The 17,261-nt window shown below is 40.3% G+C and carries 11 protein-coding genes and 1 pseudogene; 4 read left to right on the top strand and 8 right to left on the bottom strand.

Annotated features, from left to right (window positions below; genetic code table 11):
* Positions 1–262 precede the first annotated feature (262 nt).
* From IPJ86_06180 to IPJ86_06165, 4 genes are all read left to right on the top strand, one after another.
* Positions 263–1,255 (top strand): hypothetical protein, encoded by a 993-nt coding sequence (locus IPJ86_06180; GenBank protein ID MBK7886894.1) that lies wholly within the window; start codon positions 263–265, stop codon positions 1,253–1,255.
* 74 nt (positions 1,256–1,329) lie between these two features.
* Positions 1,330–3,795, top strand: coding sequence for a hypothetical protein (locus tag IPJ86_06175; GenBank protein MBK7886893.1), 2,466 nt, complete (start codon positions 1,330–1,332; stop codon positions 3,793–3,795).
* Entirely contained in the window at positions 3,737–4,009 is a 273-nt protein-coding gene (locus tag IPJ86_06170; GenBank protein MBK7886892.1) for a hypothetical protein, read from the top strand. Before IPJ86_06175 ends, IPJ86_06170 begins: the two co-directional genes overlap by 59 nt.
* A 146-nt stretch (positions 4,010–4,155) precedes the next feature.
* Complete coding sequence (locus IPJ86_06165) at positions 4,156–4,647, top strand: T9SS type A sorting domain-containing protein (protein ID MBK7886891.1); 492 nt, start codon at positions 4,156–4,158, stop codon at positions 4,645–4,647.
* A gap of 298 nt (positions 4,648–4,945) precedes the next feature.
* Here the strand turns inward: IPJ86_06165 and IPJ86_06160 are convergent, their stop codons facing one another.
* From IPJ86_06160 to IPJ86_06125, 8 genes and pseudogenes are all read right to left on the bottom strand, one after another.
* Positions 4,946–8,188: a type I restriction endonuclease subunit R gene (locus IPJ86_06160; GenBank protein MBK7886890.1), complete on the bottom strand. Its 3,243-nt coding sequence runs from the start codon at positions 8,186–8,188 to the stop codon at positions 4,946–4,948.
* A 1-nt stretch (position 8,189) separates the two neighbouring features.
* Complete coding sequence (locus tag IPJ86_06155) at positions 8,190–9,356, bottom strand: DNA-protecting protein DprA (GenBank protein ID MBK7886889.1); 1,167 nt, start codon at positions 9,354–9,356, stop codon at positions 8,190–8,192.
* An 11-nt stretch (positions 9,357–9,367) separates the two neighbouring features.
* The gene (locus IPJ86_06150) at positions 9,368–11,383 is read right to left on the bottom strand and encodes a RecQ family ATP-dependent DNA helicase (protein ID MBK7886888.1); all 2,016 of its coding nucleotides are present in this window, start codon (positions 11,381–11,383) and stop codon (positions 9,368–9,370) included.
* Positions 11,384–11,414: 31 nt separating this feature from the next.
* On the bottom strand, positions 11,415–12,110 hold the full coding sequence (locus IPJ86_06145) for a hypothetical protein (GenBank protein MBK7886887.1): 696 nt from the start codon (positions 12,108–12,110) through the stop codon (positions 11,415–11,417).
* A gap of 209 nt (positions 12,111–12,319) precedes the next feature.
* Positions 12,320–14,071: a T9SS type A sorting domain-containing protein gene (locus IPJ86_06140; protein MBK7886886.1), complete on the bottom strand. Its 1,752-nt coding sequence runs from the start codon at positions 14,069–14,071 to the stop codon at positions 12,320–12,322.
* Between the two features lie 5 nt (positions 14,072–14,076).
* Positions 14,077–15,952, bottom strand: a pseudogene (locus IPJ86_06135) (DUF262 domain-containing protein).
* Between the two features lie 79 nt (positions 15,953–16,031).
* Complete coding sequence (locus IPJ86_06130) at positions 16,032–16,460, bottom strand: hypothetical protein (protein MBK7886885.1); 429 nt, start codon at positions 16,458–16,460, stop codon at positions 16,032–16,034.
* On the bottom strand, positions 16,426–16,707 hold the full coding sequence (locus tag IPJ86_06125) for a hypothetical protein (GenBank protein ID MBK7886884.1): 282 nt from the start codon (positions 16,705–16,707) through the stop codon (positions 16,426–16,428). Before IPJ86_06125 ends, IPJ86_06130 begins: the two co-directional genes overlap by 35 nt.
* Positions 16,708–17,261 lie beyond the last annotated feature (554 nt).

Here is a 17,261-nt window from a genome sequence, read left to right as displayed (position 1 = left end):
AATCCTCAAAGTTACCAACCTCGGTGCACTCACTTAATGGTGCCGATTACTCAATAAAAGCCGACGGATGCTAAATGAGTGTAGCCCAAGGTCTGTAAGACATGTTATTTCGGTTAACGATTACAAAATATCAAAGAATGAGCATGTTTTCCATGAAATCACAATATATAAGAAAAACTACTTAATAACGATTTACAGCACTCACCTGTCCAAGCCATGTACGTTGCATCTAAAATAAACCAACCCCTTAAAAATAAACAAAATGAAAACAGTCTCTTTATTGCTATTAATGCTGACGCTCCATTGTAGTAGCTACTGCCAGTACAAAGTCTCTGAATCTGTTATGCATGTCAAACATGTTTGTGCATTAAAATGGAATTCCCCCCAAGGTATTTCATATAAACAAGTGCCTGGTGCTAATCTTGGTGCCACATCATTTGAAATTCTAAGTAATAATCGTATAGCTTTCTTATGTAACTCAAGTAACGAAATTGTGATTGTAAATGCCATTGATGGAAGGATTATAAAAAGATTTCCAGTCTCATTTACACCAAGAGACTTCAGTTATGATAAGAACATGTTCTACGTTCTATCAGAATATAAAATTGTTGTTTATGATGAAAACGGTATGACTATTAACAGTTTTGACTTTAACAGAAAATTTGTCGGAGTTGAAAGGATTGCGAGATTTAACAATTCAACATATTTAATTCTTCCATCCGGTAATTCATTAATAGTAGAATCAAATAATCGAGCAGTTGAGCCAAAAGAAATCAATGGTTGCATAACTGCTTCAAGAAGTCAAGTTGCAACAAAATTAATCGGAAATAACAACTACAGCGTAACTATGACTTCCCTTTCGGATAGCAAATTTGAAACCATGTTTCAAACGGATAAGAAAATAGCCGGAGTTTTTGTAGTTGGAACAACAAGAAATCGAATTATTATAGATGTTCAAACATACATAACCGAAAATCCAATAAGGGTTGAAAGAAAAATAGTAAGCATTGAAATTGATACATTTAAAATAGGCAAAATCATTGCTGAAATAAAGGTGCCTGATGTATATTATGTGCTTTCCAACAAAGATATTACTCTTTCCTCTAATGGCGTTCTTTACGAAATGATTACTGCTCCCGAAGGTGTTTTTGTATATTCAATATCTGAATCAAAGGCGGGTAATAACTATCCGAATTTTTTAACAAATAAAACGTACCATTTCAATGATCACCTTTTAATAATAGAAGAAAACTAATTATTCATCCAAAAAAATTAAAACAAATGAAAAATACTAACGCTAGTTTAAATATAAACTTAAATGAAACCATTATGAAAGCTCTCAAAAGATATACTCGCTATTTGATATTCTCTCTTTTCCTGTTTTCTTATTCTGTTAATGCGCAAATTTCAAGAACACAAATCATAAACAATGCAACACCTTATACAAGTTTTTCCTGGAATGCAAACAGTTGTAACTTATGGAATGGTATTTTTTGCAACGGCGCTAACATATACAGTGCACCGTGGGTAAACATTGGTAATAACGTTTCTATGCCTTACTGTTGGGGCGGCTGGTCAACGCAAGCAGAATTTAATATTGCAATGTTGCCCGGTTGCAAATCAGCTGGTCAAGTTTGTTCAGGTGGTGGTGGTGGTTGCTCAGGCTTACCATCTGCTCCTTTGACATGTGCAGCAGGTCATGATTGTTCAGGGTTTATTACAAGAGCTTGGGGTTTATCGACTAAATATTCTACAACAACTTTACCAAATATTTCAACCCCTATTCCAATATCATCAGTACAACCGGGAGACATTTTAAATATTGCTGGATCCCATACTCGCCTTGTTGAATCCAATAATATAGGTTCAATCACTGTAATGGAGGCTTCAGGTACAGATTGGAAAGTTGCATATCATACGTACAGCCCTTCACTTCTTTCATCCTATAGCCCTCGATGTTATAATAATGTTATTGGAGGGTGCAATACAGCAAATGTTATTTGCAATAATGATAACTGTCTTGGTGCTGTTAATTTAACTTCTAATTCCTCTTGTTTAAATACACTTTGTTCGGTAGATAATGCAACATCTGATTCTTTTACGATCCCGTCATGTGATTTATATGGAGGAACTATATTAGGTGCAGGAGTTTTTTTTAAATTTACACCTACAACAACCGCCCTATACACAATTACAGTAGATCCTACAGGGTCACTTGATGCTGTCATTGTTGTATATAGCGGCAACTGCTTTAATCTCATGGAAATTCCGGGGGGCTGCATGGATACTCCGGGTGGAGCAGGAGCAACAACAACTCTGTCTATTCCCCTCAATGCAGGGGTACTATACACAATAAGAGTGTATGATTATGGTGCTTCCGCCCCGGCAATTGGCTCTGGAGGATTTGATATTTGCATTACGAATTCTTGTGTAACTCCAACAAATGGTTCTACAACTGCATCTCCAAACCCGGCGTGTATTGGTAATACCATTAACTTAAGCGGCAATGCTAACGGATCAATTACTTCCTGGAGCTGGACTGGGCCAAATGGTTTTACTTCTAATTCTCAGAATCCTTCTGTAAATAATATTCAAGCCAATCAGGCCGGAACTTATACTGTAACCGCAACCAACTCATGTGGAAGCACATCTTCATCGGTGAATGTTACAGTAAACTCACAACCAACAAACGGTTCTGCAACTGCATCTTCAAACCCCGCGTGTATTGGTAATACCGTTAACTTAAGTGGCAATGCTAACGGATCAATTACTTCCTGGAGCTGGACTGGGCCAAATGGTTTTACTTCTAATTCTCAGAATCCTTCTGTAAATAATATTCAAGCCAATCAGGCCGGAACTTATACTGTAACCGCAACCAACTCATGTGGAAGCACATCTTCATCGGTGAATGTTACAGTAAACTCACAACCAACAAACGGTTCTGCAACTGCATCTTCAAACCCCGCGTGTATTGGTAATACCGTTAACTTAAGTGGCAATGCTAACGGATCAATTACTTCCTGGAGCTGGACTGGGCCAAATGGTTTTACTTCTAATTCTCAGAATCCTTCTGTAAATAATATTCAAGCCAATCAGGCCGGAACTTATACTGTAACCGCAACCAACTCATGTGGAAGCACATCTTCATCGGTGAATGTTACAGTAAACTCACAACCAACAAACGGTTCTGCAACTGCATCTTCAAACCCCGCGTGTATTGGTAATACCGTTAACTTAAGTGGCAATGCTAACGGATCAATTACTTCCTGGAGCTGGACTGGGCCAAATGGTTTTACTTCTAATTCTCAGAATCCTTCTGTAAATAATATTCAAGCCAATCAGGCCGGAACTTATACTGTAACCGCAACCAACTCATGTGGAAGCACATCTTCATCGGTGAATGTTACAGTAAACTCACAACCAACAAACGGTTCTGCAACTGCATCTTCAAACCCCGCGTGTATTGGTAATACCGTTAACTTAAGTGGCAATGCTAACGGATCAATTACTTCCTGGAGCTGGACTGGGCCAAATGGTTTTACTTCTAATTCTCAGAATCCTTCTGTAAATAATATTCAAGCCAATCAGGCCGGAACTTATACTGTAACCGCAACCAACTCATGTGGAAGCACATCTTCATCGGTGAATGTTACAGTAAACCCACAACCAACAAACGGTTCTGCAACTGCATCTTCAAACCCCGCGTGTATTGGTAATACCGTTAACTTAAGTGGCAATGCTAACGGATCAATTACTTCCCTGGAGCTGGACTGGGCCAAATGGTTTTACTTCTAATTCTCAGAATCCTTCTGTAAATAATATTCAAGCCAATCAGGCCGGAACTTATACTGTAACCGCAACCAACTCATGTGGAAGCACATCTTCATCGGTGAATGTTACAGTAAACTCACAACCAACAAACGGTTCTGCAACTGCATCTTCAAACCCCGCGTGTATTGGTAATACCGTTAACTTAAGTGGCAATGCTAACGGATCAATTACTTCCTGAGCTGGACTGGGCCAAATGGTTTTACTTCTAATTCTCAGAATCCTTCTGTAAATAATATTCAAGCCAATCAGGCTGGAACTTATACTGTAACCGCAACTAACTCGTGTGGAAGCACGTCCGCGTCGGTGAATGAAATTGTCAATACCATGCCTTCTTTAGCTCCCTTATCAGAGCAAAATAGCTATATTGTCGTTTCCCCAATAAATTCAACAGATTCTATTGAATGGTACTATCAAAATACATTACAAAGCGGACAAACCAACGACTCCTTATTTTGTGTCGGGGCAGGAAATTATTATTGCATTGTTACTAACTCATGTGGGTCTGCGACGTCCAACACAATTAATATAAATACCTGCACAACTGAAATAACTGAAACAAGCAATATAAATATAATTACGATCTATCCAAATCCAACCAATGGATTAATTAATATTAAAGCCAATGGACTAGCTAATGAAACATGCCAGTTAGTTCTCCGAAACACTTTAGGACAAATATTAAATGAAAAAGTATTTCAAGCAACTTATTATTCCAACGAAACACAACTTGATCTGAAAGCTTTTCCCATTGGAGTCTATTTCTTGACAGTTTCTTCTAACAATATCAAATATACATACAAGGTACAAAAACAATAGAAACATAAATGTCGAACAGTTCAATATATGAAAGAAGGAGAGTAGTTCGTCGGTGACTGGACTACTTAAAAAAGCTAATAAAAATCTAAAGGGGGGAGGCCCTCCCCCCCCTTTAGAATATTTCAATATACATAATCTCTTGATAAATAATATAAACACCGAAATAATGGCAATCGAATGTTTAATTAGGGCAACTACTCTTACCTATGTACTAAAGGTTAAGCACAATCAATCTATAATTCCTAAACGTTTAACTAAAATATAAATGATAAATATTTCATGATTTACGTATCCCCCCTCAATACCCTCCATACATACTCAAGCCGCCTCCGAAATATTGCTGCTTGAGGTGTTCGAAGATAAGGTTGGTTTTTAAATCTACGGCTTCTGTGGCGTAGGTGGGATAGGGAAGGGTTTCAAAGAGGGTTTTGTTTACGGTGTTATATACCGCCGCCGCCGTGACATTTTTATCGGCCCATTGCTCTATTTTTAACTTGTCATTTTTCAGGTCGGCGAGTAACTGAACGGCGATTTCCTTTACTCTTTTTTTATCTTGTTCACTCAGATGTATCCCCTGTCTTAAAATATCAAAAATGGCCTTTTGTTCATCGTTTAAATTTTCACGTCGGGTGTCGGCTTCCTCTGCCGCTAACGAATTCACCAACTCGATCAACTTGCGAAAGGTATCCTGAATGACGGCTTCTTCCTTGCCCTTGTTATAGGCATCAATGATTTCCTGATAGCGCTTGTAATAATCCACCATCATTGGATTTCGGTCGACCATCTTCTTTAACTGTCGCTCTACTTTTTCTTTTAACTCCTGTACTGCCGCTTGCTTATGTTCTGTTTTAAGGAAATACTTTTCCAATACTTCAAAGTTGAGGGTACTCAGATCAACTATTTTCCCGGGCTCATGCTCTGCTGCGACGGTCATGCTTTCTATTGCGTCATCCACGACTTGCTGAATTTTTTTCATGATCTCAGAAACGTCGGCAATTTCAATATTGTTCTCGATTGCGGAGTAGATCACATCTATTGCATTCTTCCGGGGAGCATAGGTCATTAACACTTTGTTGGGTTGCAGGGCTTTGTATTTCTTAAATACTTCCCGGGCCAGCACCTGGAATTTACGTTTCGTCTCATCGTTGGTATATACGGCGTTTACCGCTTTTTCGAGCGCAGCAATTTTATGTAAGCCTTCCGCAAGAATGAGTTCCTTTAAATCAAAATTTACCTCTTCCGATAAAAAGTTTTCGGTCGCCTCCAGCGCTTCTTCCAATTGGCGGATCAGCTCTTCCATTGGTTTTACCGGGGGCTCATTCTCTCCTCCCCCTCCGGAACCACCTCCACTGCCACCGGCTCCTCCACCCGCACCATAAATAGCGAGGGCACTGAGGAGGGCTGTATAAGTTTCAATATAATCGACTATGAGTCCGTTGTTTTTCCCCTCACTGATGCGATTGGCTCTGGCAATGGCCTGCATGAGTGTATGCGACTGTAAGGGCTTATCCAAATATAAGGTAGATAAGGTAGGGACATCAAATCCTGTTATCCACATCGCACAAACAATTACCAGTCGAAACGGATCATTTTCATCTTTGAATCGGGTTTCAAGATCCTGTGAGTTCATTTTTTCCCGATGGGGCTCAATATCAAGATCCCATTCTTTGAACTTTTTGATCTCGTTCTGTTCCGAACTTATCACCACACAAATTTCTGTTTCCCTGATCCACTGCAGTTCGCGACTCTTCTCCAATAATTCCTGATCGCCATATTTGTTACGCTCTATCTCCTTCTCCAGATTCTCCACGTATAATGCCCAGTGATGGGTAATCCGGTTGTACATGTTTACAGCGGTCAGCTTGTCGAGGGCAATAAACATCCCCTTTCCCTTATATCCCCGGTTACAGAAATGCCAGACCACATCTTTCGCAATGGCATCCAGACGTTTCTTCGCGGTAAGGACAGGATACTCTCTTGAAAAAAGTTGTTCCACCTTGCTGCGTTCGTCGCTATCCATTTCTTCTCGTTCCTGTTCGAGGAGGGCGCGTATCTGTTCTGTAATCGCGGGAGTTTTCAATCCAAGTTGTTCACCTCGGTTTTCATAATACAGGGGAACCGTTGCTCCATCTTCTACACTTCTTTTGAAATCATAACGTGAAACATAATCTCCGAAGATGCGCCGCGTGATTTCATCATCCTTGAAGAGCGGTGTCCCTGTGAAACCAATGAAGGAAGCGTTGGGCAGCGCGTTACGCAAATTCATGGCGAGTTGTCCTCCCTGAGTACGGTGTGCCTCATCTGAAATCACAATAATATTATCGCGTCGTGTAATCTCTTCTTGAAAATTGAATTTATGGATGAGTGTAAACAAGTACCGGTGTGATGATCTCAGCAGTTCTTTCAACTGTTTCCCGCTGCTTGCTTTCAGTGAAGAAGATGATCCCGCTTTCACCTGCGGAACTGCTCCCGCTCCACTAAAGGTCCCGTATATCTGGGTATCGAGTTCATTTCGGTCAGTGACTACCAAAAAGGTATAGCTGCCCGTAAAGCGGCGATGAATCTTCTGGCAAAAGAAAACCATGGAGTAGGATTTTCCACTTCCTTGAGTATGCCAGAATACACCCAGCTTCTGTTTCTCTTCTGCAGTAATTCTTCCCGCCTGAAATAACATTTCCTTCTGGCGGATATTTTCAATAGCTTTATTTACTCCAATAAACTGGTGGTTGCGTGCAATCAGCTTCACGATTTTACCAAGCGAATTATCAAAGAGAATAAAATTCTCGAAGAGATCCATGAATCGCTCCTTTTCGCAGACACCTACGAGCATGCGGTCAAGGGCAACAATACCCTCTTCCTCTTCGGTGATCCTCTTCCACTCATGAAAATGCTGGTATTTACCGGTGACACTTCCTATGCGGCTTTCGATTCCATTGCTCAAAATCACAAACGCATTGTAGTAAAATAAACGGGGAATGACATCTTTGTAGTCACTGAAATTATCGTTGTAAGCATTCTCCAGTTTGCGGTGAGCGGCTTTCAATTCAATAAATAAGAGCGGAATGCCATTGACAAATCCAATGATATCAGGACGACGTTCGCGTTTACTCTTTCCTTCAATCCACAACTGCCTTACGGCCAGAAAATCATTAGTGGTAGGATTTTCAAAATCAAATACCCGGAGTGTTTTGTTCTTAACCGTTTCTCCATTCTGATCAATATAGTCTACTTGTATCCCATCTCTTAACAAGCGGTACTTCTCAAAATTAACTTCATCTATCGATTTATAGCTGGCTTCTTCCGTCAGCTTCAGGAATGCCTCTTCATATGCTTTTTCGGGAAGATCCGGATTTAATTCTTTGAGTTTACTTATAAAATTCGGCTTGAGGACTACTTCCTTTTTATGCTGCCGACCCAGTGACCCCTCCGGTCCGAAACTTTCTTTGTTAAACGCCAACTGGGTATTCCAATTCAGCCGATTAAAGAATAAATCAATGGCGGTCTGCTCGATCAGGTTATCTTCCGAATATTCCCAGGTCATATTATTCGAATAAAGTGGGTGTAACTATTGCGTTCCTTGTGTACTTTAATGGCTTGCCGACGATGGATTGTACATTGGGATTTTTTTTCAAATAGGCGGTCAGCTTTTTACTGTCCCAATCTAATTTCAATGCCAGTTTAATTTCCTTGCAGGTATAATTGTTCCCGGTCAATAAGTCCAGGATATCCTTTTCAATGTTACTATTTTCATATTCGCCTGATGCTTCGTTGGCATTGCTTTCATGGAGGTCATCAAATATATCCGTTTTTACTGAATGATTCTTCTCCATTACCTCTCCCTCCCCATTTACAGGCATGGCGCCGAGCGCAATGAGCTTATGGTTTGCATTCTTTTCTCCTGCCCCGGGCACTCTTACAAATATCTTCCGCTGTCTTTTCAAGCCGTCGATGACCCCTTGCCATGTGCCACCCGTGTCATCCGATTCGGCGACGTAAATTTCATTTGCCAGACCATAGATGTATGCATTTCTGGCCATCGCGAGCCCCACTTCCCAGCCGGCCTTTGGAAAGAATGTACTTAATACCAATACCTCACCATTCACGATGGGCTCATAGTATTTCTTAAAGCCCGACTGAAAAGTAAGTATCCCCTGCGGAAGAACGATTATGCTCTTACCATGCGCTTCGAGGGTACTGTCCAGCGCTTGTTTGTCCACACCTTTCGCGAAACCACTCACTACTACTTTTTGCTCTCGAACACTTTTCGCGGCGATACGCTCCGTGAAATCTATGGCTGCCTTGCCTGCCTTACGTGACCCGACAATGGCGACGGCCTCCTCTTGCAACAAACTCTTTCTACCCTTGACGTACAATACCGGAGGACTGCTTTTCATTTTCAGGTTCTCCTTTAATACCTGCGGATATTCCGGTGAATTGATGGGGATGATATCAAAGCCCTCGTTCTGCAATTGCTCGGCAATAAAGGCCAGACGCGGGATATCGTTCTTTGCCAATTCCATGTCTGCGAGTTCCTTCTCATTGAAGGCGAAAATTTCTCTCCAGCCTTTCTTATCCAACTCAAAAAATTCACTCCAGCTCAGTTTATGCTCATGCACCACCTGTACGATCAAACGGTTGATACGTTCCACATGCCATCTCGGTAAATGGGCGATGGCGATCCAATACGTATTCTCTGCAAACGTGTTCATTTCATCCTGATTTAAATATCTCCTCCCACAGTTCTTGCAATCACAAGCGGTGCAATTACAGTAGCTCCAGCGCCTGTTAAATATAGTCCGATTTCCTTTAACGTATATCCGCTGTCGAAAATATCATCGATCAACAATACACTTTTTCCGGCAATTTCAGCAGGATTTTCTACAGCAAATTTCCCGTGTACATTGTCCCTCTTTGAAATGCCACTGTGAAATGCTTTTTGAGGTTGGGTAGCGGAAGTTTTCATCAACGCATGCGAAATGGGTATCTCTAACACAGCAGCTATTTTAACTGCAAAGTTCTTGACCAGGTCGCCGGATTCGGTAGGTGGAACATAGAGCACGAGGTCAAAGGTACGGTTCCCATAAAACTTACGGTAAGCCTTCAACGTAAGCCGGAGGAGCCAGTCAGGGAAATCACCTCCTCCTTCATATTTGGAATAGTGGAGGGCCGCACCCACATTGGAGACTCCGTAATACGAGGCCGCCACACCATTGATGATCTTGCTTTTCAGCGTCTCTACCTCTAAAACAGGAAAGAAGGACTCTCTGAAGGCCTGCAATCTTTCTGCTGATCCTTCCGAAATCGTCACCTCCATTGCTTCGCTTGTATCCCTGTCACAAACGCCGCATTCACCTTGCTGAACGTCTCCCAGATAGCTACATAAATACTGCATCCTGCAAGTGGTAGAGACGGTGTAGGAGAGCATGCGATCCAGTTCCTCATTTTGTACAGCGCGGAGTGCTTCAAAAGCCGATACATTCAACGCGGGAGCCTCGGGATTATAGAAATACTTCTTGCTCTTGCCATGCAATTGTTCATTGACAATACCCTGATCCATTAAATCCGCCAGGATGACGGCCACCTGTGTTTGTTTCAGATTAGCGGCTTTGATAATTTCATTCCTGCCCAGCAAAGCCGACTTTATCACTGAAATTACTTTTTCATATTTTTTTAAAGATGGCTTACTGTTTTCGATAAAGTTACGGGGCAATTTATCATCTTCATTTGGATTGAAGAGTAAGATGGCAAAGGCTTCCTGTCCGTCTCTGCCTGCCCTGCCGATCTCCTGATAATAATGTATGGGCGACTGCGGCATTTGTGTATGAATAATAAATCGAATATCCGGTTTATCAATTCCCATACCCAGCGCATTGGTAGAAACCACACAATCAAATTTATTATTGATAAAATCCGATTCCACCCGTATTCTTGTTTCAGCATCGAGGCGGCCGCTATATGCGGCGGATTTGAATCCCAGAAATTGCAGCCAGTTGGAATAAATATCAGTATTGGTTTGCGTGCCGGTATAAATGATACCTGTTTTAGCAAGACGAGGCATATATTGCGCGAGCCAGAAAAACTTCTCCTCCTCACTCTTCACCTCCACCACAAACAAACGAATATTAGACCTCATCAACTGACCACGTACCGGTATCAGATCACTGCCTGTCTGGCTGATGATATCCTCCTGCACGCGAGGTGTGGCGGTAGCGGTGGTAGCCAGGACGGGAAAGCTCTTGGGAAGTAATTTAATCAGGCTGACGATACGCCGGTAATTCGGTCGGAAGCTTTGACCCCACATAGAGATACAATGCGCTTCATCAATCACCACCATAGCAATTTTCATTTCACGCGCGGCACTGATCCATGAAGCATTCTCCATACGCTCCGGGGCAATGTATAAAATATCGAGGAGATTTGATTGTGCCTTCGCAATGATATCGGCATTTTCACTCTCTTCCTGATTGGAATTAATAGAAGCGGCACGAATTCCCTTTTCCTGCATACTGCGCACCTGATCACGCATAAGGGCAATCAACGGAGAAAACACAATGGTAAGCCCCTCCAATTGGGTAGCAGGAAACTGATAGCACAAGGATTTTCCAAAACCTGTCTTTTCAATAAACAACACGCGTTTCCCTGCCAGCAATTGCTCTATTACCTGCCATTGCAAATCGTGGAAATGTTTAAATCCAAACAACTTTTGTAATTGGATTTCGGCTTGTAGGCGTGACATCTATTTCTTGTTGAGCTTTCGTACAGTTACCTCAGCACACAATTTTCTCTTTCTCATTTCTGTCTTCTTTCAAATGTTGTGTTGAGCATTCAATAATTAAGTCGTCATTTGGCTCCAGGTCAAATTTATATTTTAATTGAGGGTTGCCATAAATTTTATTTTTCTTAAATAATTTTATCCATCTCAAGAAATTTTTGATAAGCTCTTCATTTTCAATTTTCAAGTGACCCTGACTCTTTTTAATTAATCCTTTTAATTCCTTTGGTAAAACTCTGGCTTCTTCTCCGAAGTAATAAAAGTGATTGGAAATAAGTGCATTCTGGCCACTTAGATCTTTCATCTTATTTTTCTCGTTATGAATTCCTTTTCTCAAAAAAGGATTAGGCCCTTTTGAATAATCGTAAATGCAGTCACCCATTCTTTTTCTCCAATCCTTTGAAAACCATTTCGGCACTTTCTCCTTTAAATTAGTATTGCAGTATGTGTCATAGTCCGAAAGACTTTTGATGTCAGTTATTTTCATTGCATAAACTATGCTGTCGGATAGGTCATAAATTTTACCGTCACTAAGTTTTGAATTTTTAGAACCTGTCCCAATTACCCAGTCTCCAATTCTCGCGGTTCTCCTAATTGCAGGTTTGCAAATGGTCAGTGTACAAAGTCCCCAAAATGGATTTGGAGCTGCTCCGCCGTCATGCTTGATGATATAAGAATACAGTTTTGTCATTGTTGAATGTCACCGAGCATGAAGTATAAACGAAGTAGGGAATAAGAAGTTTTTTGCGATGGGGGATTAGATGCCACGCTGTTTGAAGTCCCCACTTTGGTTGTTAATGGAGCTATATATTCATTGTTCTACCTTTTGAAGCCAACACGAACTATTGATACTCGTTGGCTTACAAATGCATGAGCGTTCAGGGAATTCATGTTGTAAACTTATTGAATAATTATCTTTTTAGAAATAGCGTCTTTGTCAGCACTCATTTTAACAAAATATATTCCCGCAGCATGTTTTGTCAAATTGATTTCTGTTTTGAATTCATGAATTTCTGTTTCTAAAACTATTTCACCTAAAACATTCGTTACTTCAACTTTTAGGTTATTTATTTTTTCGCTTTGTGCAATTGAAAAAAATCCATTGTTAGGATTTGGATAAAGTGCAATCAAATTTTCAAAAGTATTTTCATTAATTCCGATTGTTGATGGAGTGCATCCCGGTGAGGTGGCTAAACTTGCCCTTATTCCACCGTTTCTAATTGCAGCATCGACTCTTACAAATTGAAAAAAGGTCAACATGTTTTTACTGTTATCATCTGAATAGTCCATGTAATTATTAAACATGATGCCGGGGTAATTCGGAGAGCAGGCATCTGCCAATGGAAAAGTTGGTGTTCCTGAACTACTAATTGTTTGGTTAGGTGTATCAAGACAACTATCAGAACCCGCACAAGCATTATCATCTCCCCAAACATGTCTCAATCCTAAATAATGTCCAACCTCATGTGTGACGTTTCTTCCTTTGTTTACAGGAGCTATGGCAGTTCCAATTGTTCCGAAAGCCTGGAAGTCTGAGATTACACCGTCTGCGGGTGGAATTATAAGCCCTAACCATGGGAAAGTTCCAAATCCTATTGTTCCGGGGTTTGGCAAACCGGGTAAATTGCAAACCCAAATGTTCAGGTATTTGGTTCTATCCCAGGAATCCTTTCCCCCTAAGCTCGTAAACCAGATAGAGGTATCAGCCATTGGGTTAAACTGAGTAATATTTGTGAAAGTTCGTGTAATTCCATTTGTGGAAAAACCGTTGGGGTCTTGTTGCGCTAAGCAAAATTGGTAACGTGTATCAGCAGAAAACCCTTTAAAAGCAACAGGGGCGAACGAAATATCCGGGTTAAGTCTTCTGAAATCCTGATTCAAAACATTTATCTGCGAGATAATTTGAGCATCTGAAATATTTTCTGCCGCTGTATTCCATACCACATGCACAACAACCGGAATGGTAATTATTGGGTCAGGTATATAAACAAGTTCAACAAGCATTGTTGTGCTTACAATAAAAGTGGACTGACAATCGTATTCGTCAAGTAAAATATCATAGCTTCCTGAAGTAAAAGGTGTAAAATAAATTTCAGACTGATTGTTGGCGCATAAATCATCATTATGTGCTACAACACTTCCCCCTCCCGTTGTATAGATAGTTATCTGCGTATCAAAGTCGTTGTTGCCACAAGTAGAAACGCGATAGGTTCTACCTGCAATCATATTTGTAACTCTAATATAATCTCCGCCATACATGCTTGAGGCAGTAAGTGTTCCACCTAAAACAGTGGGTGCTGCGCCAACACCAACATACGTATTATTGTAGCCACATAAACTTTGAATGGATGATACACCGCCATTTTTTTGATTAAAACCATTGGAATATTCCTTCTCTTGCCTCAAATAAATGCCAGATCGTCTTTCATCAACCTTAGATTCAAAGTTTTTTTCGTTCTCCTGAACTTTTTTAAAGAGTTCGGGGTTTCTTTTTTCAATCATTTCAATAAAAGCATTAACGCCACATTGTTCCGATTGAGCGAACGCAACCAAAGTATTAGTAAAGGAAATTACGACTGTCAAGACAACCGCATAAAATAGGGTAGAGTGGTTTTTCATTATGTCTATATTTTTTAGGAGAATACTTATCAACTTTACTAATTCAAAATTTCAAGTGCAGTCACTTCTTCGCCGTTTGCCAGTTTTGCCACAGCCCTGACAATTAGCGCTGCTCTGGATGCAATGAAATTCTCGAAATCCGCTTTTTATCTTATTCGCCTTCGCTTCATCGCTCAACCCTTCATAATCTCCGGCTTTCAATTGCTCAAGCGGTATTAAATGGCTATTCAATCGTTGAGAAACAATGGCCTCACTGACCCACTCGTATCGCTCTTTCAAATAGGTAAGGGGCTCTTTCCGTCCTATGCTACGATTTGTATTTCCGGTAATCAATGCACAGTTAAGCGCTATGGTACTGTTGATTTCATCTTCTGCATAAAATTCATTTGCTTCCTGAATTAATGCATCCGGAAAAATATGATGATATTCACGTTTTGACACATTTATTGCATTGATAATGGAACCATCCGCAAAATCACCTGCTCCAAAATAATTGGCTACCGCAAGTATCCCTCTACCCCTTATACTTACCCGCTTAGGCCAGGTCACGTTCAACAACTGCTCTTCCGTTGAGAGTGGAAAAAAACTACGATTTAAAACCGGTACATCCATTTCCTGAAACGGCTGCCCGGTTGCTTTTCTATTCCCCTTTATGATATTCAACAATGCCATATAATCAGCATAGGCTCGTGAAGCCGCAGAGTTTTCATACCGCTCTGTAAAAAATGATGACCACAAATATTTCTTTAGCAACACATTTGCTTGCCCTGCCTGATCCCCCGTTTCAGGAATCCGGGTATATAAAGCCGCTATAACAGCTAATACAGCATTAGTCGGTAAACGCTCTTCATCAAATAATTTATGATTTTCCAGAAACCCAGCCATCTTAGAAAGACCCTTTACCATACTGTCCCATTGATCGACTAATAATTTTTTATCCATATCCCAAATGCCGACGCGGTTAGGCACCTTCTCCTGCATCAATGCAGAAGTGTTCAAAATGAGATACGATAAATCAAAATAGCGACCTACAGCCGGGTGCGATGCATTCAATTTCTCCTGGAGCTGATGGAGCGAAGTATCTTTCAGACCTTCTATTTCTGCAACGATAATATCATATTGCGTTAATGGCTTACTGTTGGTATTCATATTAATAAACACCTCCAGGGCTGTATCTTTAGAAGTGCTTGAAGGAAGTGCTAAAAATGGGAGATTATAATGTTTAATTGTCTCCCGGTATTTGTTGATCAGGTTAAGGAGATTTTGCTTTTCCTCTGTATAATTTTCAAAAGCTTTTTCAAACTCAGGGTTGCCCGCTTGTGGCTTTTTTGATTCAAGAGCAGCTTTAACCCAGGATTCAATTTCCGGGCTGATATCGATCGGCCTGAATAATTCCATAGGAATACATCCTCTATTAAAACATTCCTGAGGATCATCTGCCCACAACGGCATAAGTCGTTTTCTCCGTTTTCCTATCCATCGATTTTGACAGAGCACTTTAGTTTTTATTGCCTGGCCCTGTTCTTCTTCTTCGGCCATTGGACTATCCGTGTACCAAATAGTATCGTAGTCCCGGACATACAGAAAATACTTCTCCAGTTCATAGTTATTGTGCAAAGCCCTCCAAATAGCCGTCAGTCGTTGTTGCCCATCCAGAAGGTGTTCATTAACTTTTGGATACGGTGGCTCTTTAAATTCAGCCGTGACCATATAGCGTGAAATGAATTTTTCCTGATCAACCTCCAATACCAATGTAATGCCTAAGGGTAAATCATGCATGATCATGGTGAGTAAACTTGAAATGCGACCTTTATCCCATGCTTCATGCCGCTGAAAACGGGGTAGTTTGATTTCGCCAAAACGAATCTTGTTGTACCAAACTTCTATTTTACGGTCTCGGGCTTGTACGCTCATGATTTAAATTTATTTTGGATGGTACATTAATTAAGTAATAAAATATTTCATATGGTTTATTGTTCGATAAAACTTTCCATCACTTCAGTCTCTTAATTAGAATTGCCAAATCTGCCTCTTTACGTCTGGATAATTTCTTGCCTCGGGTATGTTCAAAAAAAGAGTAATCAAGTTCAATTAATTTAATGCCATGCTGAGGTAAAACATCTCTTCTTCTCTGATCGTATCGTCTTCGTTGTTCGCCTCTGCCAACTCCACTTACTGTTTGTCTTTTATCAAAGAACGTAACTTCTTCGGTATGCTGCCTTTCTTTAAACTCTACCACAAGATTTAATTCCGGATAATAGGCATCAACTGGTAATTTTGATCCTGAATCGCCAACTAAAAAATCAAAACGGTGTTGGCGAATCGCTTTTTGATTCAATACTTCATCACATAAATCAATGATGTAGCTTTCATCACTATGACTTCTTTTATTTGGAATTGTTCTGGATGTCCCTGGCAGCATTATCTTCTACTATTTGACGAGTCGGTATTGGAGCTAACTTAATGGATGAACCAATGATTTTTGCAACACTCAGGAATTGCTCAACGGTATAGCCATTCGAAAAGCCATAATCACTTGCATAGAAACCAAGCTTGCGGATTTTATTCCGAATTCCTTTTTGCTTCGTTGAATCAGCTTTAAGCTTTTCTTTAATTAGCCTAACTATTTCATCGGCCTCAGCCTTTGTAAATGATGATTTACTTTTCATAATTACACTTCGATTTCTCCACTCATCAAACGAGGTAATAAAATATCTCGCGCCTCGCGGAGTTTGGAGTTTTGTTGTTTTAAATTCCAGTTTAATTCAAAATAACTTTTTATAGAATTTCCAAAGGCAGTTACAACTTCTCGTTTAGGATAGTATAATTTTCATGTATACTTTTTGAAATCTCCAATAATGTGGCTCCATTTGCGTTCCCAAGCCAAGTTTTCAACGGCAGTCCTTTCGAAGGCTCATTGAATCAAAAAGAATAAAAACATTCTGATTTTTGAGCTTAGGATAAAATTTCTAACTCCTTGATTTAGGTAAAATGCAGTTTCTGTTCTTGGGCATCATTCCAATCTTACCCGACTTGTCATTAAAATAGTTTTGGCAGCAATAAATTTGCTGAACTTATTTGCAACCTAATTCCGTAATTTTCTTCTCAGTGCCTATGAAACTACAATTGAATTGTGTAGTCAATATCTTTATTGAACCACAGGACTTCTTATCTTTCCAGGAAAACCTTAATCTGTCCAATCGGAACCTTTAACACCAAAACC

Source organism: Bacteroidota bacterium, from assembly GCA_016713925.1.
Classification (GTDB): domain Bacteria; phylum Bacteroidota; class Bacteroidia; order AKYH767-A; family OLB10; genus JAJTFW01.
This window is presented reverse-complemented; position numbering and strand designations above follow the sequence as displayed.

Bases quoted from the DNA above. Each gene is read 5' to 3' on its own strand.
- IPJ86_06170 (MBK7886892.1), top strand. From the start codon at position 3,737: ATGCTAACGGATCAATTACTTCCCTGGAGCTGGACTGGGCCAAATGGT.
- IPJ86_06160 (MBK7886890.1), bottom strand. From the start codon at position 8,188: ATGACCTGGGAATATTCGGAAGATAACCTGATCGAGCAGACCGCCATT.
- IPJ86_06125 (MBK7886884.1), bottom strand. From the start codon at position 16,707: ATGAAAAGTAAATCATCATTTACAAAGGCTGAGGCCGATGAAATAGTT.
- IPJ86_06150 (MBK7886888.1), bottom strand. From the start codon at position 11,383: ATGTCACGCCTACAAGCCGAAATCCAATTACAAAAGTTGTTTGGATTT.
- IPJ86_06180 (MBK7886894.1), top strand. From the start codon at position 263: ATGAAAACAGTCTCTTTATTGCTATTAATGCTGACGCTCCATTGTAGT.
- IPJ86_06165 (MBK7886891.1), top strand. From the start codon at position 4,156: ATGCCTTCTTTAGCTCCCTTATCAGAGCAAAATAGCTATATTGTCGTT.
- IPJ86_06130 (MBK7886885.1), bottom strand. From the start codon at position 16,460: ATGCTGCCAGGGACATCCAGAACAATTCCAAATAAAAGAAGTCATAGT.
- IPJ86_06145 (MBK7886887.1), bottom strand. From the start codon at position 12,110: ATGACAAAACTGTATTCTTATATCATCAAGCATGACGGCGGAGCAGCT.
- IPJ86_06155 (MBK7886889.1), bottom strand. From the start codon at position 9,356: ATGAACACGTTTGCAGAGAATACGTATTGGATCGCCATCGCCCATTTA.
- IPJ86_06175 (MBK7886893.1), top strand. From the start codon at position 1,330: ATGAAAGCTCTCAAAAGATATACTCGCTATTTGATATTCTCTCTTTTC.